The sequence below is a fragment of the Micromonospora rubida genome, assembly GCF_009908295.1.
GTDB classification, from domain to species: Bacteria; Actinomycetota; Actinomycetes; order Mycobacteriales; family Micromonosporaceae; genus Micromonospora; species Micromonospora rubida.
Map to the genome: position 1 here is coordinate 1 of NZ_JAAALO010000023.1, position 22,183 is coordinate 22,183.

27 protein-coding genes and 1 pseudogene are annotated in these 22,183 nt (G+C 69.2%); 9 read left to right on the top strand and 19 right to left on the bottom strand.

From position 1 onward, the window contains the following. Positions 1-94: 94 nt before the first annotated feature. Positions 95-808, bottom strand: coding sequence for an ISL3 family transposase (locus GVV04_RS31725; protein WP_328822677.1), 714 nt, complete (start codon positions 806-808; stop codon positions 95-97). Positions 809-894: 86 nt separating this feature from the next. Between GVV04_RS31725 and GVV04_RS31730 the strand changes: the two are divergent. Together GVV04_RS31730 and prfH are read left to right on the top strand one after the other, a co-directional pair. Further along, positions 895-1,217: pseudogene (locus GVV04_RS31730) on the top strand (RtcB family protein); the annotation flags it as partial. After that, on the top strand, positions 1,214-1,876 hold the full coding sequence (gene prfH / locus GVV04_RS31735; RefSeq protein WP_161692694.1) for a peptide chain release factor H: 663 nt from the start codon (positions 1,214-1,216) through the stop codon (positions 1,874-1,876). The pseudogene GVV04_RS31730 and the gene prfH, both read left to right, overlap by 4 nt. Positions 1,877-1,933: 57 nt before the next feature. Here prfH and GVV04_RS31740 read toward each other — a convergent pair whose 3' ends face one another. Beyond that, complete coding sequence (locus GVV04_RS31740) at positions 1,934-4,171, bottom strand: M4 family metallopeptidase (protein ID WP_235967366.1); 2,238 nt, start codon at positions 4,169-4,171, stop codon at positions 1,934-1,936. Positions 4,172-4,592: 421 nt separating this feature from the next. Here GVV04_RS31740 and GVV04_RS31745 point away from each other — a divergent pair, with 421 nt between their 5' ends. Both GVV04_RS31745 and GVV04_RS31750 read left to right on the top strand, forming a co-directional pair. Then, positions 4,593-4,943 (top strand): hypothetical protein, encoded by a 351-nt coding sequence (locus GVV04_RS31745; RefSeq protein ID WP_161692696.1) that lies wholly within the window; start codon positions 4,593-4,595, stop codon positions 4,941-4,943. Further along, positions 4,937-5,047: a hypothetical protein gene (locus GVV04_RS31750; protein ID WP_141719622.1), complete on the top strand. Its 111-nt coding sequence runs from the start codon at positions 4,937-4,939 to the stop codon at positions 5,045-5,047. The genes GVV04_RS31745 and GVV04_RS31750 overlap by 7 nt, the downstream gene beginning before the upstream one ends. Positions 5,048-5,051: 4 nt before the next feature. Here the strand turns inward: GVV04_RS31750 and GVV04_RS34920 are convergent, their stop codons facing one another. The 11 genes from GVV04_RS34920 to GVV04_RS31800 all read right to left on the bottom strand — a co-directional run bounded on the left by GVV04_RS34920 (position 5,052) and on the right by GVV04_RS31800 (position 13,214). Beyond that, the gene (locus GVV04_RS34920) at positions 5,052-5,276 is read right to left on the bottom strand and encodes an acyl carrier protein (RefSeq protein ID WP_091630137.1); all 225 of its coding nucleotides are present in this window, start codon (positions 5,274-5,276) and stop codon (positions 5,052-5,054) included. 33 nt (positions 5,277-5,309) lie between these two features. Next, the gene (locus tag GVV04_RS31760) at positions 5,310-5,753 is read right to left on the bottom strand and encodes a hypothetical protein (RefSeq protein ID WP_161692697.1); all 444 of its coding nucleotides are present in this window, start codon (positions 5,751-5,753) and stop codon (positions 5,310-5,312) included. Positions 5,754-6,095: 342 nt separating this feature from the next. Beyond that, on the bottom strand, positions 6,096-6,659 hold the full coding sequence (locus GVV04_RS31765) for an aspartyl/asparaginyl beta-hydroxylase domain-containing protein (RefSeq protein WP_161692698.1): 564 nt from the start codon (positions 6,657-6,659) through the stop codon (positions 6,096-6,098). Between the two features lie 262 nt (positions 6,660-6,921). Beyond that, positions 6,922-7,524: a zinc ribbon domain-containing protein gene (locus tag GVV04_RS31770; protein ID WP_235967368.1), complete on the bottom strand. Its 603-nt coding sequence runs from the start codon at positions 7,522-7,524 to the stop codon at positions 6,922-6,924. Beyond that, a complete protein-coding gene (locus tag GVV04_RS33770) occupies positions 7,460-7,771 on the bottom strand; it encodes a recombinase family protein (RefSeq protein ID WP_235967370.1) in 312 nt (103 codons plus the stop codon). Before GVV04_RS33770 ends, GVV04_RS31770 begins: the two co-directional genes overlap by 65 nt. A gap of 64 nt (positions 7,772-7,835) precedes the next feature. Beyond that, a protein-coding gene (locus GVV04_RS31775; RefSeq protein WP_407938868.1) for an IS3 family transposase occupies positions 7,836-9,235 on the bottom strand; the annotation gives its coding sequence in 2 pieces (ribosomal slippage) (positions 7,836-8,902 and positions 8,902-9,235; 1,401 coding nt in all). Positions 9,236-9,332: 97 nt separating this feature from the next. Then, entirely contained in the window at positions 9,333-9,497 is a 165-nt protein-coding gene (locus tag GVV04_RS31780) for a DUF2568 domain-containing protein (protein WP_235967373.1), read from the bottom strand. 247 nt (positions 9,498-9,744) lie between these two features. Beyond that, positions 9,745-10,578: a GNAT family N-acetyltransferase gene (locus GVV04_RS34195; RefSeq protein ID WP_201754479.1), complete on the bottom strand. Its 834-nt coding sequence runs from the start codon at positions 10,576-10,578 to the stop codon at positions 9,745-9,747. Further along, positions 10,575-11,360, bottom strand: a complete 786-nt coding sequence (locus GVV04_RS31790; RefSeq protein WP_161692699.1) for an isocitrate lyase/PEP mutase family protein — start codon at positions 11,358-11,360, stop codon at positions 10,575-10,577. Before GVV04_RS31790 ends, GVV04_RS34195 begins: the two co-directional genes overlap by 4 nt. Beyond that, a complete protein-coding gene (locus GVV04_RS31795) occupies positions 11,357-12,607 on the bottom strand; it encodes an MFS transporter (protein ID WP_235967375.1) in 1,251 nt (416 codons plus the stop codon). Before GVV04_RS31795 ends, GVV04_RS31790 begins: the two co-directional genes overlap by 4 nt. Continuing rightward, positions 12,588-13,214, bottom strand: a complete 627-nt coding sequence (locus GVV04_RS31800) for a mycothiol-dependent nitroreductase Rv2466c family protein (RefSeq protein ID WP_161692701.1) — start codon at positions 13,212-13,214, stop codon at positions 12,588-12,590. Before GVV04_RS31800 ends, GVV04_RS31795 begins: the two co-directional genes overlap by 20 nt. Positions 13,215-13,253: 39 nt before the next feature. Between GVV04_RS31800 and GVV04_RS31805 the strand changes: the two genes are divergently transcribed. After that, complete coding sequence (locus tag GVV04_RS31805; protein WP_161692702.1) at positions 13,254-13,745, top strand: MarR family winged helix-turn-helix transcriptional regulator; 492 nt, start codon at positions 13,254-13,256, stop codon at positions 13,743-13,745. A gap of 185 nt (positions 13,746-13,930) precedes the next feature. Here the strand turns inward: GVV04_RS31805 and GVV04_RS31810 are convergent, their stop codons facing one another. Further along, the gene (locus GVV04_RS31810) at positions 13,931-14,095 is read right to left on the bottom strand and encodes a hypothetical protein (protein ID WP_201754480.1); all 165 of its coding nucleotides are present in this window, start codon (positions 14,093-14,095) and stop codon (positions 13,931-13,933) included. Positions 14,096-14,196: 101 nt separating this feature from the next. Between GVV04_RS31810 and GVV04_RS34925 the strand changes: the two genes are divergently transcribed. Then, entirely contained in the window at positions 14,197-14,523 is a 327-nt protein-coding gene (locus GVV04_RS34925) for a carboxylesterase family protein (protein WP_407938869.1), read from the top strand. A 76-nt stretch (positions 14,524-14,599) separates the two neighbouring features. On the opposite strand, the gene GVV04_RS34930 is transcribed toward GVV04_RS34925, so the two are convergent. Both GVV04_RS34930 and GVV04_RS31825 read right to left on the bottom strand, forming a co-directional pair. Beyond that, complete coding sequence (locus tag GVV04_RS34930; protein WP_161692707.1) at positions 14,600-14,914, bottom strand: maleylpyruvate isomerase N-terminal domain-containing protein; 315 nt, start codon at positions 14,912-14,914, stop codon at positions 14,600-14,602. 128 nt (positions 14,915-15,042) lie between these two features. Next, the gene (locus GVV04_RS31825; RefSeq protein WP_328822679.1) at positions 15,043-16,134 is read right to left on the bottom strand and encodes an IS630 family transposase; all 1,092 of its coding nucleotides are present in this window, start codon (positions 16,132-16,134) and stop codon (positions 15,043-15,045) included. 707 nt (positions 16,135-16,841) lie between these two features. Between GVV04_RS31825 and GVV04_RS31830 the strand changes: the two genes are divergently transcribed. The 3 genes from GVV04_RS31830 (at position 16,842) to cspE (ending at position 18,582) form a co-directional block, all read left to right on the top strand. Further along, entirely contained in the window at positions 16,842-17,138 is a 297-nt protein-coding gene (locus tag GVV04_RS31830; RefSeq protein WP_088964156.1) for a helix-turn-helix domain-containing protein, read from the top strand. Positions 17,139-17,402: 264 nt separating this feature from the next. Further along, positions 17,403-17,750: an STAS domain-containing protein gene (locus GVV04_RS31840; RefSeq protein ID WP_328822680.1), complete on the top strand. Its 348-nt coding sequence runs from the start codon at positions 17,403-17,405 to the stop codon at positions 17,748-17,750. Positions 17,751-18,378: 628 nt separating this feature from the next. Next, positions 18,379-18,582, top strand: a complete 204-nt coding sequence (gene cspE, locus GVV04_RS31845; RefSeq protein ID WP_013283833.1) for a transcription antiterminator/RNA stability regulator CspE — start codon at positions 18,379-18,381, stop codon at positions 18,580-18,582. A gap of 237 nt (positions 18,583-18,819) precedes the next feature. On the opposite strand, the gene GVV04_RS32545 is transcribed toward cspE, so the two are convergent. Genes GVV04_RS32545 through GVV04_RS31855 form a run of 3 tightly spaced genes read right to left on the bottom strand, consistent with a single transcriptional unit; the run spans position 18,820 to position 21,990 of the window. Next, positions 18,820-19,575: a DUF2399 domain-containing protein gene (locus tag GVV04_RS32545; RefSeq protein WP_328822682.1), complete on the bottom strand. Its 756-nt coding sequence runs from the start codon at positions 19,573-19,575 to the stop codon at positions 18,820-18,822. Beyond that, a complete protein-coding gene (locus tag GVV04_RS32550) occupies positions 19,458-20,891 on the bottom strand; it encodes a transposase (RefSeq protein ID WP_235967379.1) in 1,434 nt (477 codons plus the stop codon). Before GVV04_RS32550 ends, GVV04_RS32545 begins: the two co-directional genes overlap by 118 nt. 46 nt (positions 20,892-20,937) lie before the next feature. Further along, positions 20,938-21,990 carry an MFS transporter gene (locus GVV04_RS31855; protein ID WP_201754482.1) on the bottom strand — a complete coding sequence of 351 codons (1,053 nt, stop codon included), beginning with the start codon at positions 21,988-21,990 and terminating at the stop codon, positions 20,938-20,940. Between the last annotated feature and the right edge of the window lie 193 nt (positions 21,991-22,183).

A 22,183-nucleotide genomic window follows, 5' to 3' on the forward strand; every position in this document is an offset into this window, starting at 1 on the left:
CGGCATCCCCACGCCGCCGCCCCACCTCAACAGCGTCCTGCACATCGCTCATAGCGTGTCCTCCTTCGAATCGCTCAACGACTCGGAACAGAGGTCACGCCCTTACACAGCAGATCTGACACCCTCCGTCAGGTGCCCCTTTGCGGGCGCCCTCGGCGTAGCTGCCCCCGCGATCCCGGCAGACGATCTGAACGCCGGGGTGCTCCCGCAGCCATCCGGCGAGGGTATCGGCGGTGCGGTCGGGCAGGACGTCGACCGGCCGGCGGGTGTGCATATCGAGCAGCACGGTGGCGTATCGGTGCCCACGGCGACGGGCGAAGTCGTCAACGCCCAGCACCGTCGGCGTCACCGGCGGCGGGTCGGGCATCCGCCGGATCATCCGGATCAACGTCGTCCGAGACACCGACACCGCCAGCCGATGCGCCAACCGGCTACCCGGTCGACCGCCCAACGCCACCGCGACCGCCTCCAGATCACCCGCCGCCAGGACCGTGTGACGGGCATACCGTCGGGTCAGCCCGGGCACCTGTTCGGCGAAAGTCCGCCGCCGGCACTCGACGTTGACGCAGGTGAACCTGCGCACCGTTAACGCGACCAGCACCTCATGGCCACCCAACCTGACGTCGGCCAGCCGCCGCGTATAGCGACCATGCACAGTGGTCGACCAGACGCCACAGACTCCGCACGCCGCCCGCACCGTCCGCACCGTCCGCGTCGCCGCGTCGATCCTGACTCCGACGGCCCGGACCACCACCGCTTCCAACCGCAGACCAACCAGATGCGGCAGCAACGCCACGATGATCTCCACTCCGGCACCCAACCCGAACTACCCGCGAGCACAACTCACAAAATGTGTGCCTGAGCCAGTTTTCAGGCGGAACCGACAGGCCGGATGCCAACCATTCCGTGGCGCACGGAGCGGGCCGCAAGATGTCGCGCGCCGACACCCTGCGCCGGGGTCGGGCCAAGCACACGGTCGAGGAGCTGCGCCGCACGCCGGTGGGGTCGCTGGTGGTGTGCGGCGACCGCCACTGCTCTTCGAGGAGGCACCAACGGCCTACAAACGCATCGAGCAGGTGATCGCCGACCTTGTCGACCACGACCTGGCCACGCCCGTGGCCACCACGGTGCCCCTGGTCACCTACAAGACACCCGACCTCGGGTCGACACCTCGTCGGGATCGCAGGGACCACCGCCGCGAGCGAGGCCGGCCGTGAACACCCACCTGCTCCTGTCGGCCGGGCGCGGCCCGCAGGAGTGCGCCTGGGCGCTGGCCCGGTTGCTGCGCCGCCTGGAAGCCGACGCCACCCGGCAGAATCTGCGGACTGATCGGGTGCAGACCGTTCCCGGTGAGCGGCCCGGCACCTACCGATCGGTCCTGGTCCGGACCTCCGAAGCCGCCGCCGGGGCCTTCGCTGCCTCGTGGACCGGAACCCTGTGCTGGCAGGGCCCCAGCCCCTACCGGGCCAACACCGGCCGAAAGAACTGGTACGTCATCGCGCAACCGTGCCAGGTCGACACCACGCGTACGACCTCCGCGGAAGCGGATGTCGACATCGTCGCCTGCCGCACCGGCGGGCCCGGTGGTCAGCACCGGAACAAGGCCAGCACGGCGGTGCGGGCGACCCACCGCCCCTCGGGGATCGTCGTCGTGGTGGACACCGAGCGGCACTTCAGCCTCAATCGCCGCCTCGCCCTGCAACTGCTGCGACAACGCATCGAGCACGGCGACGAGGCGGCACGGCGCGCCGCCACCGCCGCCCGCCGGCAGATTCACGATGAGCTCGTACGCGGCAACCCCACCCGCGTCGAACGTCCGGGAACCGTGGAACAGGACCTGCCCGAACGGGCCGGGGTGGCGCCGGCCCGGGACTGAACGCGCGGAGCGGGCCACCCCGGACGACCGGGGTGGCCCGCTTTCACGCCGGTACGGTCAGAGGGTCAGGGTCCAGCTGTTGAGGTAGCCGGTGTCGATGCTCGCCGCGTCTTGGACCCGCAACCGCCAGGTCCCGTTCGCGGTCTCCGTGGAGAGGTTCACGGTGTAGGTCTGGTCGATGTTGTCGGTGCTGCTGCCGGAGCGGTTGTGCAGCACGTACGCGCTGCCGTCAGGTGCGACGAGGCTGACCACGAGGTCACCGATGTAGGTGTGCGCGATGTGCACCTCGACCTTGCTCGTCGTGGAGGGGGTCGCCGCGCAGCCGCTGATCACGATCGCGCTCTCCACCGTCGTGTTGTCGGGGATCGTCACGTCGGTCCCGTTCGTGCCGGAGCAGCCCGGCAGCCCGTTCACCGTCAGGTTCAGGGTGCTCGTGCGGGCCACCGAGGGGGAGGTACCGATCACGGTGATCGCGGAGGAACCGCTGCCGGCCGTGGCGGTGCTACTGACCGTGAGCGTGGTCGACCCACCGGCGGTGACCGACGGCGGGTTGAACGAGACGGTCACACCCGCCGGCAGCGGGCCGGTCGAGAAGGTCACCTGCTCGGCCGTGCCGCGGATGACCGCGGTGCTGACCGTGGTGGTGGCCGAGGCGCCCGGGTCGATCGTCAGCGACGCCGGGGCGACCGAGACGGAGAAGTCGTTGGCGGCACAGGATTCGGAGCCAACCACGTTCACCGCGGTCCAGGCGGCCATCACCGCCTTGTACTCGGTGCTGCAGAGGCCGTACAGGTCGGTGGCGGCCGACAGGGTGTGTAGCCGCGCGGTGTTCGTCGGCTGGGCGGTGTTCACGTAGCGGGTGTTCGAGACGAAGTACACGTCCAGGGCGCGGAACCAGATCTTCTCCGCCTTCGCCCGGCCGATCCCGGTCATCGGGGCAGCGGTGCCGCAGAGCGGCGAGGTGCCGTACGCGGTGGCGCCGGTGCCCTCGGCCAGGTTGAAGAAGAAGTGGTTGCCCACGCCCGAGGAGTAGTGCACGTCGATGCCGTTGGTGCCGGTCGACCAGCAGCCGTGCGACGAGCCGTCCAGCGTCGGGTTGTACATGTAGCGCAGCGGGGTGTTGTTGCCGTTGATGTTGATCTTCTCGCCGACCTGGTAGTCGCCCGGGTCGCTCGGCGCGTTGGCGTAGAACTCGACCATGTTGCCGAAGATGTCGCTGGTGGCCTCGTTAAGGCCACCGGACTCGCCGGAGTACACCAGGCCCGCGACGGCCTCGGTGACGCCGTGGCTCATCTCGTGGCCGGCCACGTCGAGGGAGACCAGCGGGCGGGAGTTGCTGGCGCCGTCGCCGTAGGTCATCTGGGCGCCGTCCCAGAAGGCGTTGATGTAGGCGTTGCCGTAGTGCACCCGGCTCGGCACGCCGGTGCCGTTGCCGAAGATGCCGTTACGGCCGTGCACGTTCTTGAAGTAGTCGAACGTCATCGCGGCGCCGAAGTGGGCGTCCACGCCGGCGGACTGCCGGTTGGTGTTGGCGCCGGTGCCCCAGACGTTGTCGGCGTCGGTGAACGTGGTGCAGGTCGACGTGCCGTTGTTCATGTCGCAGGTACGGCCGTTGCCGCGCACCGGGTCGATCATCGAGTACGTGCTGCCGGAGAGCGTGGTGTCGACGCTGACCGCGCCGGTGTAGATGCCCGTGCCGCTGCCGGTGACGGACTCGATCTCGTCGTACGAGCCGATCAGTGTGCCGGTCAGCGCGTCGCTGATGACGTGCAGCTTCGAGGGGGTCTGCCCGTCCGGCGCCCAGCCGGTCACCACGGTCTCCCAGGCGAGCCGCCCCGTCCCGCTGCTGGCGTCGACGAACAGCTCCGCCTCGCCGGTGGCGGTGACCTTGCCGGAGAACTCGGCGGTCGCCGCCTTCTGGGCCCGTCCGGCGCTGACCTTCGGGGTGGTGCCGAGGCTCAGCGGGGCAGTCAGGCCGACCGAGCTGCCGGCGAAGTCGCCGTCGGCCTCGGTGCGAATGACGAAGTCCCCGCCGTAGACGCGGAGCCCGTCGTACGTGCGGGTGTAGCGGACCACGCCGCCGCCGTTCGCGTCCCGCTTGCTGCTGTGGACGGCGTACCGGTCCTTCGCCGAGGCCTTGACGGTCCGGGCGTTCCCCTTCAGCGCCGCGTCGGCGGCGGTGACCAGCGCGGGGGCCGGCGTGGGTGGCGGGGCGGCGGACACACTCGTGGCGGTGACCACGAGACCGCTGCTGACCAGCGCGGTGATGCTGGCCAGCGCAAGGGCTGATCTCAAATCGACCTCCCAATCCGAGATGCTTACGCATCGATCGATGTCGAGATCGTCGTCCGTCGCGGGAGAGTCTGGGAAGAGGCATAGGCGCATCGGTCAATATCGAATTCCCCATGCTTTCGGTGGTATGGTCACCGAACTGCGTGAGGGTGGTGTGGACGGCCTGATGCTGGCGTGGTCCCGGTAGGTGTCCGCCCGAACGCCTGTAGCCACTCCGCTCGGCTCGCCCCGGGCGTCGATTGTTGCTGGAGGTATCACGCGTCACTATGGCGCGGAGCTGCACAGCGTTGCAGAATCCTGGCTGTGGGTGACATCGGGCGGGTGCTGGGTGTTGTGGTGCGGGGCGAGCGGCGGGACGATCCGGTCGGGGCGGTGACCGAGGACGACGCGGCACGGCGGGCGGTGGCGTTACTGCGTGGTGACGATGGCGGTCCGATCGTCGTCGACCGAGGGCATCGCCTTCGTGGAGGGCGACCCGGGGGCGCTGACCAGCGACACCGTGATCCGGCACTTCGCGCAACGGCTGCCGGACACCATGGTGCCCAGCCGGGTGATGGTCATGCCGGCGTTCCCGTTGACCCCGAACGGCAAGCCGGACATGGCCCGGCTCGCGGACATCGCGAAGACCGCCACCGCAGCGCCGGCCTCTCCCGTCAAGGGAGCCGCCGCGCTGGTAGCCACGATCACGCAGGTCTGGAGCACGGTGCTGGCACGCGACCGGCGGGGCCGGAGGTCAACTTCTTCGACTGCGGCGGTGCGTCGGCCGGCATGCTGAAGGTGCAGACGGAGCTGTCCCGTCGGCTGTCGCGGGAGGTGGCGCTGCTGGACCTGTTCCGTTATCCGACGATCGCGGGCCTGGCGGCGGCGCTGGCCACCTGACCGGCTACTCGGTCCAGTTGGGCGCTGCCGTGACGACGGGAGCCAACGCCGTCGGAGTAGGGAAGTCGAGGATGTCGAGCAGATCGACGTCCCTCGCCAGATCCGTCCGGATGAGAGCCCGGATACGCACCGCCGTCAGTGACGTGCCACCGAAATCCACGAAATCGCTCTCCGCGCCGAGCGCGTCGTTCTTCAGCGCCGTCCGCCAGATGGTGACCAGTTGTGCAATGAATCGCCAGACATGGTTGCCTTTATCTCTTGCTTATCGTGCCAGTGGAACGGCGACGCTGGTCAGCCGCAGCAGTTCGGCGCCTCGCGCGAGTTTCGCCTCGAGGCTTCCGCGACCGAGCACCAGCTGCTGCGCGCCGGCCTCGATCGCGAGCCGCAGCGGTTCGTAGACAACCAGGTTGATGTACGAGTACGTGCCCGCAGTCCGTTCGGTGGTATAACGCCCCACATCCGCTGCGGCATGGACGTCGGCACGCCAGTAAAGCTGCAGCGATTCCTCAAATGCGCCGAGGGCGGCGTCGATCAACAACGGGGCGGCCGAATGCGTGGCCATGGCGCCGCCGCCGAACCACATGATCTCGTCGGTGGCACCACGATGGGTGCGGCCCACCGTGCCGGAGACATTGACCACCACCTCGCCGACACCGGCGCAGGCCGAATCGCCGAGGTACGCGAAGTCGTACCCATTTGGCAACATGCAGAACAGGCGCGGCGCGGAGTAGGGCGGCTCCGACCGGAGGATGCCCCCCAGTCAGCCCTGTGCAGACGACGAAGAAAGGTGGCCGGGTCCTCATCCCGAGGAATCTGTTGCTGCAGGTAGATCTGCCTGAGCCCCAGCGGGCCCACCGTTGGCGGCGCATCCGAGGACCCTCGTCCGCCGTAGAGATGGGACAGGGTGACCTCGTCGTCGCCGGTGAGGGCGGCGCAGGCGAGCACGGCGGCCCCGAACAACAGTACTGATAGGTCTCGTACGCCATCGATCAGCGCGCTGGCCGAGACAGCCCCCGCTCAATGGCTTGTCGACTGGTGGACCTGGCTGCTACTCGGGAGGCTTTGTCCGGCGTTGTAGGTGCGCCGCGACCTCGGGCGGGAGGTCGTCGAGTTGGTTCATGGATTGGCCGGGGCGCAGGAAGTCGAAGAGCAGGACGGTGCGGGTCTCGCCAGTGTGGTTCCATGCTTCATGCTCGACGGTGTCGTCGAACACGAATGTTCTGCCCTCGTGCCAGCGGCGGGTTTGGCTGCCTACCCTCAGTGCGCAGTCGCCCTTGGGTATGACCAGGCCCAGGTGGGCGCGGTAGACGGTGGTCACCCAGCCTTCGTGGGGCTTGATTCTGGTGCCTGTGGTCATGCGGGAGAACCCGGCGGTGGTCAGGCCGGGTATGTGTTGCAGCGCGTCGGCGGTGCGTGGGCAGGCGGACAGGGCTGCTTCGATGCGGGTGCCGAACGCGATCAGTCCGTACACGCTCCAGCCTTCGCCGTACATGTGGCGCTGCACCCACGGCTCGAAGGAATCCTCGGCCAGCGCGAGGCACTCGGTGCGGATCTCGCGCCAGTTGCGGCGGAGGTCCTCCAAGAACGAAAACTGGTCCTGATCGACGAACACGCCGCCTCCGAAGCCGGGCCTGACAGGTGGGTGATTCCTTCTATCGCACCGATCCGATGACGGCAAGTCCGGCTACTCCGGCCCATCCGCTTGGCCACCGACCGCTTCCACGCCTTCCAAGGTCGCTATCACCGCCTCCACGGCCTGTTTCGCGATCGTCGCCTCAGGCTCGCTCAGCTCCATGGTTGTTATAGGATTACGGCATGAGTGCCCATGCTGAGCATGGACGCCGTGAATTTGTGTTTGAATCCCCTCGGACACATCATTTCCCCACGAAGCGTGATTTCTCTTCGCGTTTCGCGCGATCCCCGTCCCGTTGGGCGGGGATCTTTGCTTTGGCGGTCAGGACGCTCGTCGGGGCGGTGAGCGGGAAGACCGCCGTGTCGGTTTCGATGGTCCAGGCGTCGTGGTCGCACACGATGATCATGTTGTTGAGCCGTAGGTAGTCAGCGACGCTGTCTGGATCCTGGTCGCGCGTCGCGGGGTGGTGCCGACGGAGGTAGCTGTCGTGTCGAATCCTGTCCAGGAGATGGTCCTCTCGGACGTAGAGGGTCTTCTGTCGTCTCGATGAGGTGGGCCGGGCGCTGGTGTTGCCGTGTCGGCATCGGTAGCCGGCGCGGTCGTGGACCCAGTGGGAGTCCATGATTCGGCCGCACACGCCGCAGCAGATCACTCCGGCCAACAAATAGCGGCGGGGGATGCCGTCGGCTGGGGTCGGCGCGGTATGGACTGCCTGGACGGCGACGAAGTGTTCTTCGCTGACCAGCGGAGTGTGTGCGATCTCGCGGGAGATGACCCAGTCAGTGGAGGCGCTCCACCGCTGGATCTCGTGGTGTCGATCGAAGCTTTCCTTGCCAGGGGGCATCGCGGTCGGTGCGTTGACGGTTCCAGACCTGCCGCCCGGTGTAACGGGGGTTGGCCAGGATCGCCGCGACGGTGATCAGCATCCAGCGTTGGCCGCTGCGGTGGGGGTTACGCGCTGGGTCGGCGCCGGACGGGCACGGGACGCCGTTGTCGTTGAGGGCACGGGCGATGCTGGCCACGCTCCGGCCGGCGAGCCGCTGCTCAAAGATCCACCGGACGTGGGGCGCGGTGGCAGGGTCGGGTTCCAAGCGGTGCAGGCGTCGTCCCCAGGCGGCGTGGCGGAACGTGTCAAGGGATTGAGGCCAGCGGAAGTTAAGCGGCTTGCGGTTCCGGCTCGGGTTTGTTGATCCAGACCTGGTCGGGCAGGTCGAGGATCTTGGGTAGGAGCCGGGTCGTGCTGAACCGTTGCGGGTGGGCTGCCCGGGCTGCGGTCAGGGTCTGTTCCCGGCCGGCTCGGACGGTGTGGTGCCGGCCGTGGTGGACGTCGGCGGGGGTGTGTAGGCCGATGTCGGAGTGCCGGTGGGCGTGGTTGTACCAGGTCACGAAGTCGGTCATGAACGCCCGCGCCTGGGCGAGGGACGCGAACCGGTCGGGGAACACCGGCGCGTACTTCAACGTCTTGAACCAGGCCTCGCTGTACGGATTGTCATTGCTCACTTTCGGTCGCGAGTGCGACCGGGTCACCGTCAGGTCTTCGAGCAGGTCGGCGACCGACTTCGAAGTCATCGAGGTGCCCCGATCGGCGTGGACCACGTGCGGAACGCCGTGGGTGTTGAACACCTCCCGCATCATCGACTCCGCGAGGGGCCCGGACTCGCGGGCGTGCACACGAACCCCGACGATGTAGCGGGAGTAGATGTCGATCATCACGTAGGCGTCGTAGTAGACGCCCTTGGCCGGGCCTGCGAGTTTCGTGATGTCCCAGGTGTAGACCTGCCGCGGCCCGTCGGCGAGCAGCTCGGGACGTTTGCGGGCCGGGTGCCGGGCCAGCCTGCGGCGTTCTCTGACCTGCCGGTGTTCCCGCAGGATCCGATACATCGTGGCGATCGAGCCCACATACACGCCCTGGTCCAGCAGCGCCGTATAGATTTGCGCCGGAGCGGCGTCGACGAACTCCGGGCTGTCCAGCACCGCCAGGATCTGCTCGCGCTCGGCGGCGCTGAGCGCGTTCGCCGGTGGCCGGCGCGGTGGGCGTGACGGGCTCGGCCGGCGCCGGTCCCGCTCGGCGCTGGCCCGGGCGATCCCCGTCACCCGCGCCGCGTCCCGCGTCGTGGTCCCCGCACCAGTCAACGCCTGGTAAGCGGCCATCAGCGTCTGCCGAGCCCGAACACGTCCGGACCGTCCGGCTCGCTCCTGGAGATGTCCTCCAAGAGTTCGCGCGCTTTTCCCATGATCACCAACGCTGTCTCCGTCCGCGCCAGACGGGACTGTGTCCGTTCCAACTCGCGCCGCAACCGGGCGGTCTCGGCCTGCTCCGCGCTGGGCCGCCCGACCGTCTCCCCAGCCGGCTTGCCCTGCAACAACCCCGCGTCACGGGCCCGACGCCACTCCGACATCAACGACGAGTACAAACCCTCCCGCCGCAGAAACGCCCCGCCCTCACCATTAGCGACGGCCTGCTCATACCGGGTCAACAGGTCCAACTTCTGCCCCGGCGTGAACGACCGGCGCGCCCGCGGCCCGTCCGAACGCGGACCCCTCTTACGACTCATGACCCCATCCTGGGCCGCCACGACGTCAACAGCAGTATTCAACGCTTCTCGATCCTGAACTCGCCCTGCCAGACGGACTTGCTACGAGCCGTTGGCCTCAACTCACCCTGACAGACAGGGGTGCACCGAGGCCCAGGGCGAGCCGGAAGACGACATGCACGCCCCGGGTGAAACCCCACCAGGCGAACACCGCCAAAGCGGCAAGCTCAAGCAGAAACGCCAGTACCTCGTTGGCGTCGTAGAACCCACGACCCGTCATCATCGTGACCCTCCCTGGCGGCCGGTCACGCCACGACCAGGGGGCGCCGCCTGGGCGACCGAGCAGCTACGCCGAGGCCAGGTGCACGACCGCGCCGGCCGTGCTGACGACAACCAGGTCGGACCTGTGCCGGCGGAGGTCCGCGCGGATGATCTGCTGCTCGACCCGGTCCCGCGGCGGGTGTCCCACAACAGCCGGGAGATCGAGCGGTCGGCGTCGCCCCGAGGAGGAACGCCGGGGTGGGCGTGCGTCATCGGGACGACCACCAGGTCGAGGTCGCCGTGACCCGGAAGCCGAGGGACTCGTACAGGGGCCTGCCCAGCCGGGACGCGGTCAGGGTGACCGGCAGGCCGGTGATCGGCGCCAGGGAGCCGAGCATGATCGCGCGCCCCACGCCCCGGGAGCGGAACGCCGGCGCCGTTCCCACCCAGTAGTGGCTGCCGAACCCGCCTTCCACCGTGGTGACGCACGCCCCGGCGACCTCGCCGTCCAGTCTGGCGAGGAACACGTCGACACCTGGCTGGTGGGTCAGGGTCGCGGGAAACATCTCACCGGCCCGGTAGGGCTCGAACCTGGACAAAGTGAAGGCCGCGATCACGGCCTGTTCGGCCGCGCGCAGGTCCTCCTCGGTCCGCAGCCGGATCACCTGTATCGCCGGCTCGGCGACCGCACCGGGCGCACGCAGCATGATCGGCATCTGCCGACCGTGCATGTCTAGGCTGCTCAGGTCCGTGGCGCTGAACGGATCCTCCGCGTCGATCGGGCCGGATGCCCGGCCGGCCAGGTCGATCAGCTCCGCGAGTTCCTCGTGACCAAGGTCGGGCTCCTGAACCAGGATGCGCAGACCCGCGCGCTCATCTCCGGCGACGGCGAGGAAGCCGCGGCGCCGGATCACGGTGTGACCGCGGGCGTGGCCGACGGCCGTCCAGAAGGCGGCGGAGTTGCGGGCCTGGCGCAGAGAGGTGTCGGAGGGGGTCGCGGACCGGTCGCGGGTGTTCAGGTCGATCGTCATGGCGGCAGGTGTTCCTTCTCTTCGGTAGGGCCGGTGCGGCGACATCGCGCGGTGGTGATTGCCGTCGGTCACGGACGTGGGCGGGCGTCGCTGGCCCGCCGGTCGGGCGCTGCGGCGAGCAGCGGCGCGGCTCTGCTGGTGAGGGCGTCCAGCGTCCACCGCTGGGGGTACGGACCGTAGGAGACCCGGGCGACACCGAGTGTTTCCAACTCGGCGGGCGTGGGCAGGGCGGGCACTCCCAGTAGGCTGAGACGGCCCGGGCCGAAGGCGGCGACGAGTTTCCGGATGTCGCGCGGGTCGCTGCAGCCGGGCACGAAGACGCAGTCGGCGCCGGCCGAGAGGTAGGCGGTGCCGCGTTCGACGGAGGCGGCGAGGGCGGTCTCGGGCGGGCCGGTGAGGTAGGCGTCCGTGCGGGCGTTGAGCACGAAGGGCACGCCCTCGTCGCGGCCCGCGGCCACCGCCGCGCGTACCGCCCGCACGGCCTGGTCGATCGGCCTTATGGCGTCCTCGAGGTTGCCGCCGACGGCGCCGGCGCGGATCGCGGCGCGAACCGTCGCCGCCACGTCGCCGTAGCCGCCCTCCAGATCGGCGGTCACCGGAAGGTCCACGGCGGCGGCGATGCGGGCGATGGCCGCGAGCGCGAGCTCGACCGGGATGTGTTCGCCGTCCTCGTAGCCGTGGGCCGCCGCGATGGAGTGGCTCGCCGTCGCGATCGCGTGGCACCCCGGCAACGCTGCCACGGCACGGGCCGAGGCAGCGTCCCACGCGTTGACAAGCACCAGGATCCTCGACTCGTCGTGCAGCGTACGCAGCCGCCGGGCCTTCTCCTGAAGGGTCGGTGTCGAAGTGGTCATGTGGCTCCCGGGTCGAGTGTCTGGAAGGGCCGGCGGTGCGCGGCCCAGGCGACGGCGAGGGTCGTGGTGAGCCCGGTGGCCAGGAAGACGAGCCCGAGAACGAGCCACCCCGGACCGGACCAGACCATCACCAGGGTGGTCAGGGCGGCCGGCCCGACGGCACGGGCCAGCGGGACGCCGCTGGAGTACACGCCCTGCCACTGCCCGGGGCGGGTGGGATCGGCCAACGCGAATCCGACGCACCACGACCCGGCGGCCAGTCGCAGCTCGCCGGCCACCTGCACGGCCACGGCGGCGAGGAGGAGACCCGTGGTGACGGCAGGGTCGGTGGTGGCGGTCGCCGTCCAGAAGAGGACGCAGGCTGCGCAGAGCGCGAGGCCGGCGAGGCGGATGGCCCGGGTCGCCTCGGCCAGGGTGGTCACCCGTCGGGCCGTTCGGCGCTGCCAGCCGAGGACGCCGAGGGTGTTGACGACGAAGACCGCCGCCACGATCCAGCGCGGCGCCGCCGTGCGGCTGGTCAGGTAGAGGGGCAGCAGCACGCTGAGCATCGGCATGTACAGGTACAGCACCGCGTTGAGCGCTGCTACCACGACGTAGCGGGTGTCCCGCGGGGCGTCCCATCCGTGGCCCGTCCGTACGGGGGCCCGTGCGGCGGGCGGCAGCCGGGTGAGCATGATCGCGCTCACGGCGAAGAGCGCCGCGTCACCGACCAGGGCGGCGCGGTAGACGGTGGGGGTACCGGCGAGGAGCGCCAGCCCTCCGGCGGTGGCGCCGAGCCCGATGCCGGCGTTGACGGCGGTCTGGATACCTGCTCGCACCGTGACCAGTTCGGTGGACGGCACCAGGGAGACCAGCATGGCCTGCCGGGTCGCGCCGGCCCCGCTCTGGGCGATCGCGTACGCGACGCAGGCGGACGAGACCAACCAGGGTGTCGGTGCCGACGCCAATGTCAGCAGGGCGGCCGCGGTGGCCGCGGACAGCAGGATGGTCACCCGCCGCAGTCCGATCCGGTCGCCCAAGGCTCCGACGGGGTAGGTGAGGAGGAAGCCGGCCCCCCACGCGACGGTCAGCAGGCCGCCGACCTGCGCCGGTCTCAGGTGGCCGACCTGCACCAGGTAGACGACGAAGATCACGTAGAAGCAGCCGTCGCCCACGGCGGTGACAAGCTGCGCCCCGAGGAGGGTGGTGGCTGGCCGCCGGTGAGGGACCGCGGTGAGCGCGGCCGGGCTAGGCGAAGCTGAGGCCATCAGAGCGGGCCCGCTTGAGTTCGGAGAAGGCCCGGCAGCCGGCGAGCAGGCGGGCGCCGTCGAAGACCCGCAGGGCCTCCTCGCCGCGGGGGATGGAGGTCAGCACGGGGCCGAAGAAGGCGACGCCGTCGATCACGACGGTCGGGGTACCGAGGTCCTCGCCGACGAGTTGTCGGGCCTTGGCGGTGCCGGCGCGCATCTGCGGGTCGAGGTCGCTGAGGTGGGCGGCGTCGGCGAGGTCGGCGGGTAGGCCTGCCTCGGCCAGGGCCGCCGGGACGACGGTGGCGAAGTCCTTGTTGCCCTCGTCGTGGATGCGGCGGCCGAGCGCGGGGTAGAGACGGGCGAGGGCCGCCGGGCCGTGGTGCACCGCGGCTGCCACGCACACCCGCGCCGGCCCCCACGCGCGGTCGTTGAAGACGCGGTACCAGGGCTCCAGCTCGCGGTCTTCGTTGAGGACCGAAAGGCTCATCACCTCGAACCGCAGGTCGATCGGACGCAGCCTCCCCACCTCCATGAGCCAGCGGGAGGTGATCCAGGCGAACGGGCAGGACGGGTCCACGTAGGCCGTGACCACCGGGACCGACGTACGGTCGAATTTATCTTCCATGGAAGGAAAGATATCTTCTACGGAAGGTAAGATGCAAGCGTGAATGAGGACCGCATCGCCGACATCGTCGCCCAGTGGCGTCGTGAACGCCCCGACCTCGACCCCGACCCGTTGCTGATCATCGGGCGGATCCAGTGGCTGGCCGAAGTGCTCGACGCGGCCCTGCGGCCGCCGTTCGCCGAGGCGGATCTGGGAAACGGCGAGTTCGACGTGCTGGCGGCACTCCGCCGGGAAGGAACGCCGTACACGCTCACGGCCGGGCAGTTGAGCCAACGGATGCTCGTCACCACCGGGGCGGTGACCAAGCGAGTCGACCGGCTCATCGCCCGGGGCCTCGTGTCGCGCTCGGTCTCCGACAGCGACGCTCGGGGCAGAGTGGTGGGGCTGACCCCGGCCGGCGTGGCGTTGACCGACCGCCTCATCGAGCAGCACCTAGCCAACGAGGCGGCCATCCTCCGCGAACTGTCCGACGCCGACCGCAGGGAGCTCGAGCGCCTGCTGGCGACGTTGACCCGGATCGTTCGTTCCTGAGTTCCCGACGGCCGGCCCGCCGGCCCGGCGGGAAATCACGCCCTCGATGCGACGCGTCCGGGCTCTCCTTCGGGGGAACATCGACCACGCGCTACTTCTGCCCGTGACGACATGCGCGGAACCGCACCCGGGACCCTCGACGTGCGCAGGGTCCCGGGCAGGGGTGCCCAGCTCGGCGCTCTCGGTCAGTGGGAGGCGGCGCGATCGAGGATCGTCGCCAGCTCGTCCGGGTTGTCGCCCATGAGGTTGTGCCCGCCGGGCAGGGCGTGTGTGGTCCAGCCCGGGTCCGCACTCAGCTTCTGGTAGGTCGTGGTGAACGGGGACTGGTCGGCCCAGCCGGCGGCGTACACGTAGTCTCGGCGCTCGATGTGCCCGAGATCGCCGGTGAGCCGGAGTGGGCAGTTCCGCCGGCAACTACGGCCCCCAGGATCAGCAGGCGGCGTTACGGTGGGTGCGGGCAACGCGGCCGCCTTCGGCGGCGATCGTGGAACGTCACCCTGTTCGGCCAGCCCGCCGCGGAGCAACCAGCGTCTGCGCGCAGTTGGCCGCGCAGGCTGCGGCCGGCCTGTTCCACCGGGCGATCATGCAGAGCGACTCGTGCGCCAACCCGGTGCAGGCCCGGGCCGAGGCGACCGAGGCGGCCGAGGAACTCGCGTGCGGGGTCGGCTGCGCCGATCCGGGTACGTCGCCGCCTGCCTGCCACGGCGCGCGCGAACGGACGCTCCCGCCGTTCACGCCCGCGATCAGCAGCCCGAGTACGAGCGCAACGCGCCGGTGACGCACGGCGGCAGCGGAGACTTCGCCGATCATGCCCGTGACCATACGGGGCAAAGGTCCCGAGACCGATCAGCCGATCAGCCGGCGAGCGGGGTTGCGACCTCCTGGAGCTGGTGTCGGGCGACGGCACGGGAGGTCTGCCGTGATTCGGACCTGTCCCACCAGGTCCAGCAACCGCGATCCGGGCCTGCCGCGCGCAGCGCGCTCAGCAGCTGCTCGGCGGACTCGGTGGACCACGCCAGCAGGGCGTCGCGCTCCGGGCGCGGCCGGGTCGCCGTCCGACGCGGTCTCGGCCGGGGGAGCGTCGGCAGGCCCTGCGGCGACGGTGGCGGCCCAGCGGCGGCGTCCCATGCCCAGGTGCTGCGCCAGATCCCACAGCGTCCACGGGGCAGGTCGGCACCTGCGCGTCGAGGCTGGCGCGGCGGCGATCGCGGCCCGGAGGGCCACCGACCGTTCGTCGATCAGCCGCAGCAGAACGGAAACTCCAGCGTGTTTGTGACGCTGACTGTCTAGTGCCTCGTCATGCAGCCTTGAACGGGTAATCCGGGTGGCGGATCTTGGATCCGATCGCGAAGGCGGTCTTGGGTCGGGTTCGTTGGTTGCGCCATCGGATGTAGGCGCCGATCGCCGCGTCTTGCTCCGGGTGGGTGCGGTGGTCGGTGCCGTTGAGGGCGAAGTAGCGGACGGCGGCGAACTCGGCCTCGATCCGGTTCAGCCAGGACGCGTACGTCGGCAGGAACACCAGGTCGACCTGGTTGGCGGCGCACCACGCTTGGACCTCAGGATGCTTGTGTGGGGAGAAGTTGTCGCAGATCAGGTACAGGTGCTCGCCCGGCCAGCGGGCGCGAAGGGTCTTGAGGAAGCTGAGCACCTCGCGCCAGCGTTTGCGGTCACGGATGCGGTAGCGCAGTCGCCCGGTGGCCAGGTCCAGGGCGGCGATCATGTGCCGCACGCCCTGGTCGCGGGTGTACGTGGCGCGTAGTCGCACAGGCTGTCCGACCGGCCGCCAGGCACGTCCCGGGCGGGGTTGCAGGTTCAGCGGCCCGAACTCGTCGACGCACAGGACCCGACCGTTGGCGGGCGGGTGGTCGTAGAGGTCCAGGATCCGGCGCATCTTCGTGGTGAAGTCGGGGTCGGTGCTGGCCTTCCAGGTCTTCGTGGCCTGCCAGGACACGCCGCGTTCGTGCAGGATCCGTCGGACCGTCTCGACGCTGACCGTTGTGACGTAGCCGGCGGCGATCAGGTACTCGCGGAGCTTCGACAGGGACCAGCAGGAGAAGGGCTGGCCGAGGAAGCGGGGGTCGCACCGGGCGATGACGCAGATCCAGTCTCGGGTCTGCTCATCGATCCGTCTCGGTGCGCCCCCGCTCCATTTTGGGTCCAGGGCGTCGAACCCCCGATCGTTGAACGCGTGGATCACGTCCCGGACGTAGTCCTCGCTGGCTGCGAGTAGGTGGGCGATGTCCGGAGCCGGCTGACCCTGGGCGGACATCAGCACCACGATCGCCCGCCGCAGCTTCACCGGGTCCTTCGCCGTCCGGGTGATCCGCTGCAACCGTTGACCCTCGACCATCGACACCTGCCGGACGAACACCTCCGGGCGCCTACCCACGCCACCACCTCCCAGACCATGAACGATGGGAGACAGCCTGCCCGACACATCCTCAAAACCAACGGATTACACGACCAACGTTCAAAGACGAGGCACCCTAGCCGTGCCTGCTGGGCCACGCCGCTGACCCTGACGGCGGCCGACCAGAGAATCTGGGTCGGAACGACTAGACATCCTCGGCAGCGTGGAATACTCTTCTTCGAGTCGAGAGAGAAGATCCGTCAAGACGCAGACGGGCCGCCCGGCCGTGAGGTGACGACGGACGGCAAGAAGCGGGATTCGTTCCGCCAGAACGGCATTAGGAGCACGTCAGCCCCAACGTGTGATGCGCGATGGGGCACGCAGGTGGGGCCAAGGCTTGCTCAGGGCTCCAGCTGATGTTCGCCGCACGTGTCGGGGCCATGAAGTCGCGTGGGCTCCGGTGCCGGCGGACCGTACGACCGCAAGGGTAAGAAGACGCAGAGGAAAGGGAGGGCCGTACACCGTTGGATCGCCCGCCAGCAGCCGTCATTCCAGGCTCGGCGGACACCGCAGTTTCCATCGAACGAGAGGTGGTCTCCGGTCACGCATATGCGATCCTCGCACCCGAAGCCTTCGATGGCTGGTGCGGATACGACAAGCCGACTTTCCTGTCGGTAGATGGTGTTCTGACCCGTTAACCCTGGGCCCCGGCGCTTATGCGCCGGGGCCCTCGACGTGGAGGTGACATGGGGCAAAACCCCGATGACATGTTCGGCGACGAGAACACTCCGGCCTACACCATCGGTCAGGCCGCGGAGATGCTCGGCACCACGCAGGACTTCCTGCGCCGCTTGGACGAGGCGAAACTGATCAACCCGCACCGCTCTGCCGGTGGCCACCGCCGCTACTCCCGCTACCAGTTGCGTCTGGCCGCCCGGGCCCGCGAGATGGTGGATCAGGGCACCGCCCTGGAAGCCGCCTGCCGGATCATCATCCTGGAAGACCAGCTCGAGGAAGCCCTGCGGCAGAACGAGAAGCAGTAGCGTGGGCCACGACGGCAGACTGGCCGGCCCGACCTCGGGTGGCGTCGTCGGGTGATGAGCCGGCCGCCCTGCCAGGTCAGCGACAACGGGCCCGGGTTGGGTGAGGTAGACGTCGCGCTGCCGTCGCCGGGGGAAGGTCCGCCCCCGGGGACTGTGGCTGGCGCAGCAGCTCACCGAAGGACTTATGGTCGACAACTCCGCTCAGGGCACGACCGCCTCGGTGACGGCGCGGCCACCGGCCCGATCGACCGTGAACGAGGGACGGTGACAGTGGCCACGGAGCAGCCCTGGCAATGGCGTGTCGACGTCGGTGCCACTCGCCGTGTCCTGGCGCTGTCGGGTGAGATCGACATGTCGGGGGCCGACCGGCTCGACGACCTGCTGCACGAGACGATCGCCCAGGCCGCGACGGTGGAGGTGGACCTGGCGGGGTTGACCTTCATCGACTCCACCATGCTCAGCACCCCGGTCGGCGCGCACCACCACGCGGCTGACCGGGGAGCGGATCTCACCCTGGTCAACGCCGCTGGGCAGGTTCGCCGAGTCCTCGACATGACCGGCGTCATGCAGATGTTCGGCCGGGTGGCAGATCCGCCACCCGCCGCGATCTGAACGCGCGAGGCTGGGGTTCCGTCGCGAGAGCTGCCGGGTAACCGTCGCGACGCTGGGGCCACGGGGCGGTCAGCCTCGGCCTGTCCTGGGCTCAAGGAAGCGGACCATGAGTCGTCCAGCGCGCCGCCGGGGTCATCGCCGTCCGCCATCGCGGTGACCTCGCCGGCGTGGAGGCGCTGCTGGCCTCGTCGACTCGGGGTGGGCCCGCACGCTCGGCTTCTACCTGCTCGCCGACCTCGCTCTCGGATTGGTCCGCGCGTAGACCGGTCAGTCACTGGACGACCTGGTGCAGGAACTCACCCTGCTCGTGGCCGCCGCACCACCGCCCCCGCCAGGCTGAGCGCGGTTGATGGGCAATCGGCACTGGCGGTGCCTCAGCGCCGTCCAGGCGGCGTGGCATGCAGGCGAGTGGCCAGGTCCCCGCATCGCCATGGGATCGATGACGGATCATGTGCTACGGTAGCAACGTTGCAGTTTTGATTTCCGTAGACGTTTTCCGGCGCCTGATGGGGCATCTGAAACCCATCCAGGCGCTTTTCGTTTTTCGTGTCGTTTCGACGCGGGTGATCAACGCGGCGGCGTAAGGGTCCGCACATTGCGGTCTCCGACAGCCTGCGAAGGAGCAGACATGACTACAGGTACCGTGAAGTGGTTCAACGCCGACAAGGGCTTCGGCTTCATCAGCCCGGACGACGGCGGCGCCGACGTCTTCGCCCACTTCTCCGCGATCTCGGCGAGCGGCTTCCGCAGCCTCGACGAGAATCAGAAGGTGGAGTTCGACATCACCCAGGGCCAGAAGGGCCCGCAGGCGGAGAACATCCGCCCGCTCTGATCCACATTCTGTGAACGGCGGTCCGACTGGTTCAGCGGGCCGCCGTTCGGCGTCTCATGCGCAGACGCCGACGATCTTCGCGTGGGTCGCTCACATCGGCTGCTGCGGCGGACCCGGCGCTGACCTTGCGGCGGCGGAATCTGGCTGTTAGTTAGGCGTGGCTCCGTCTGAGCTGCCCTGCAAGAGACAGCGAGGGCGGCACGATCATTGCCGACCCGGGACGCCGGCCATGCGGGTTCAGAGCCGGTGAGCGCCGAGGATTCGCGCGAGAAGAACGTCGTGTTCCTGGTAGACCGCGGCAGTGAGCGCGTGGGGCGGCTCACCTTCGCGCAGCCTGGGCCAGGGTGTAGTCGGCGGGTGTTGTCGAGCTTCGGAGGCGGTGTCGTCGTCCATCGCGACCAGTTCGGCGCCATAGGTCGATGCGACGACCGCCGCGATCTGTCTGCCCGCGGTGTCGATGTCGCCGGCATACCGCAGACGCATGCCGTGCGCGACAGCGAGTTGAAATAGCACATGATCGATCGCGCGTAACTGGCCACTGGTGCAGGCGATCGGTTGTCGCACTCCGGCGGTGAAAGCGATCTCCATGACCGACGGGTTCTCCACGACCGTCAGGGTTTGCGGTGCGAGAACAGGCGGATGTTGTACGAGGTCGAGCAGGGTCAGCGCCACCGGTGCCGGTGAATCGCGCAGTCGCCGGTCGATCGGTCCGTCACCGACAGCCTCGACGTTGAAGAGCAGGACGGTCGCGGAGAGCCGGTCGGCGATGACACCGACGGTGGCCAGCAGCGCGCGTACAAGATCCGGCCGATTCGGCTCGGTTTGGCCGGCGCGTTCGGCGATTGCAGCCACGAGGCGGATGCCGTTGAGGGCGGTCAGGTCGAAGTAGTGTGGGTCGCCGGTGATGTCGTGGGCGAGCTTCGCCAGAGGTACCGGTGGCCGGGCCGGAGTGCGTCGCAGGGCTGCGGCGAGCGCGGCGATGCTGTGCCGGATCTCGGTATCGTCCTCGCCGACGCCGGTGACCCGCATCCGGGCGACGAGCTGCGGCAGGTCGGGAAGCTCTCGGTCGCGTACTGCCACAGCTGCGCACGACGGTCCGCCGCGGCCAGCGTGGCGGCGCTACGGTCGACGACCGGTTCTCCCACCGCTTTCTCGACCAGTGCCTCGCCGAGTTGGGTGGGCCGCCCGTCGCGTTGCAGGATGCGGATCACATCGTGGGCTGACACGGTGCGGGTGTGAATCGAGCAGATGATCCGCAGGACGTCGGGCCAGTGCCGGCCGATCTTCTCCAGGTCGACCTGTCCTCGGGCGGCCCTGTTCAGGGCGGCGTAGTCCGCGCCGCGGTTGATGCGCCACAGTTTCGTGTCGGGCAGGTCGGCGAGGACCGGCCGGTAGTCGAACCCGAGCAGGGTGACGATGCCGAACACGATGTCGGAGTAGGACCCCTGGTCGGTGATCAGCACCTCCGGACGGCGGTCGTTGTCGGGATTGAACACCAGGTCCACGAAGTGCAGGGTGTCTTTCGGCGCCCCTGAGACGATCCTTCCGGCCAACCCGATCCGCTGGTCGGAGATCATGTTGAGCCAGGTCACGCCCTTCTTGCGGGCGAAGTACTTCGGATTCGGGCGGGCGTCGATGCTGCGTACCGGGGCGACAAAGCGCACCCCGTCGACCGCAGCGACCATCCCACCGCCCCACGCCCGCGCCAGGGGAATGCCGGCTTGGGCGTCGATGAGTACCGCGTTCGCCGCCGCGTACGTGTCTGGCCGCAGGTAGTGCTGGTCGACGTGGGCCAGCCGGTCGCGGGTCAGTGCCGGGATGTCGTGGTCGATCACCGGGGGCAGGCCGACGTTGAGCGAATGGGCCGTCAGTAGCGCCGCCACCGAGATGTGCAGGTCCGTCAGCCTCGACGTGCCGCCGGTCACCGAGGTGAACGTGGCCGGGAACGCCGGGTGCCAGCTCATCACCTCCAGGATCTGCTCGGACAGGTCGACCCCGGGGATCATGCCTTCCAGGCGAGTCTTGAGGTCTTTCAGGCTCGGCCGGTCATCGAGGGCGTCGTCCTTGCCCAGGTGCAGCCGCCCGTCGGAGTCTACGGTGAGGCTGGCATTGGCGTCGATGCCAGCAGCGGTTGTCTGCCACGCCTCGTCAAGGTCGGCGGCGTGGGCCTCCAGCAGCCCGGCGGGCTCTTCGGGCAGCAGCAGCGCGGACAGCACCGGGTGCTTCACCGCGTCCCACGCCCGAATCCAGCGCGAGTGCTCGTTGCGGAATTGGACGCGATGCAGCCTCTGGTCAAGGGTGTTGGGCAAGGGTCAACTCCCGAGGTAGTTACGGGCTTGTAGCGGCCCGGTAGACCTATGACGAGGCTGGCTGCGGGCGAGGCGCCCGTGCGCGTCGGGGTAGTAGCAGTGCGGCGATGGCCGCCAGCGCGACCGACGCACTGCCGGCGAACAGGGCGGGCGCCAGTGCGTCGGTGTATCCAGTTGGCGTCAGGGTGCCGCCGGCACCAAGGAAGACGGCGGTGAGAACGGCGATGCCCAGAGCCACTCCGGTCTCGCGTAGGGTGGCATTGATGGAGCTGGCGGTCGCATGGTCAGCCGGGTCCATGTCGGTGAGGACGGCGGTGGCATTGGGTGCGAACGTCAGGCCCATGCCGACGCCGGCCATCATGAAGGCCGGGATCACGCTGGAGTAGGCGACGCCGGGCTGGATCTGCACGGCCATCCACACCAAAGCGAGCGCCTGCAGCAGCAGCCCGGTGACCAAGAGGCCGCGGAGCCCGACACGGGGTGCGAGCAATCCGGCGAGCGGGGCGACGAGCATGGGCGCGGCCGTCCAGGGGAGGGTCCGCACGCCGGCTTCGAAGGGGCTGTAGCCCATGACGATTTGGAGGTACTGGGAGAGCAGGAACACCGCGCCCATCACTCCTAGGGTGAACGTCAGGCCGATGATGTTGGCAATGGCGAACGACCTGGCGCGGAACAGCCGCAGCGGCATGACCGGGTGTGCGGTGCGTCGCTCGCGCAGCAGGAATCCGGTGAGGAACACCACGGCGAAGGTCAGGGCCGCCACGACCCGGGCGCTAGCCCAACCGTCGTCGTTACCGCGGACCAAACCCCAGATCCCGAGAAAGACCGCACTGCCTGCCAGAGTGACACCGGGCAGGTCCAGCGGCTTTCGCGTCCCACGGGACTCGGCCAGCGCATACCTCGCCAGCGGGACAGCGACGAACGCCACCGGCAGATTGATCCAAAAGATCGTTTGCCAGGAGAATCCGTCCACGACAGCGCCGCCAAGAACCGGGCCGAGCGCGATGCCCAGCCCGGAGACGCTGCCCCAGATGCCGATGGCCAGTGCTCTGCGGTGCGTCGGTACGGCCGCGGCGAGCAGGGTCAGCGAGAGCGGCATGATGGCGGCCCCCTCTTGGTCAGGGTGGTGTGAGACACCCCGTGTGAACGCGGGGTTGCTGACCCAGGGGCGGCGGGATCGGAGATCCTTGTGTACGTGTCCACACCTTCCAGGAACCAGTCCGGCTCGTCGTCCGGGGCGCCCGGGGCGGATCCCGCGCCGCGCCCGTCGCGGCGGGTGTTCACCCCGGAGT

Coding starts and splice junctions, on each gene's coding strand:
- GVV04_RS31745 (WP_161692696.1), top strand. CDS start 4,593: ATGGCGGTCCGATCGTCGTCGACCGAGGGCATCGCCTTCGTGGAGGGC.
- GVV04_RS31750 (WP_141719622.1), top strand. CDS start 4,937: ATGCTGAAGGTGCAGACGGAGCTGTCCCGTCGGCTGTCGCGGGAGGTG.
- GVV04_RS31760 (WP_161692697.1), bottom strand. CDS start 5,753: ATGTTGCCAAATGGGTACGACTTCGCGTACCTCGGCGATTCGGCCTGC.
- GVV04_RS31770 (WP_235967368.1), bottom strand. CDS start 7,524: ATGCCCCCTGGCAAGGAAAGCTTCGATCGACACCACGAGATCCAGCGG.
- GVV04_RS31780 (WP_235967373.1), bottom strand. CDS start 9,497: ATGATGACGGGTCGTGGGTTCTACGACGCCAACGAGGTACTGGCGTTT.
- GVV04_RS31790 (WP_161692699.1), bottom strand. CDS start 11,360: ATGACCACTTCGACACCGACCCTTCAGGAGAAGGCCCGGCGGCTGCGT.
- GVV04_RS31795 (WP_235967375.1), bottom strand. CDS start 12,607: ATGGCCTCAGCTTCGCCTAGCCCGGCCGCGCTCACCGCGGTCCCTCAC.
- GVV04_RS31800 (WP_161692701.1), bottom strand. CDS start 13,214: ATGGAAGATAAATTCGACCGTACGTCGGTCCCGGTGGTCACGGCCTAC.
- GVV04_RS31830 (WP_088964156.1), top strand. CDS start 16,842: ATGGGGCAAAACCCCGATGACATGTTCGGCGACGAGAACACTCCGGCC.
- cspE (WP_013283833.1), top strand. CDS start 18,379: ATGACTACAGGTACCGTGAAGTGGTTCAACGCCGACAAGGGCTTCGGC.
- GVV04_RS31855 (WP_201754482.1), bottom strand. CDS start 21,990: ATGCCGCTCTCGCTGACCCTGCTCGCCGCGGCCGTACCGACGCACCGC.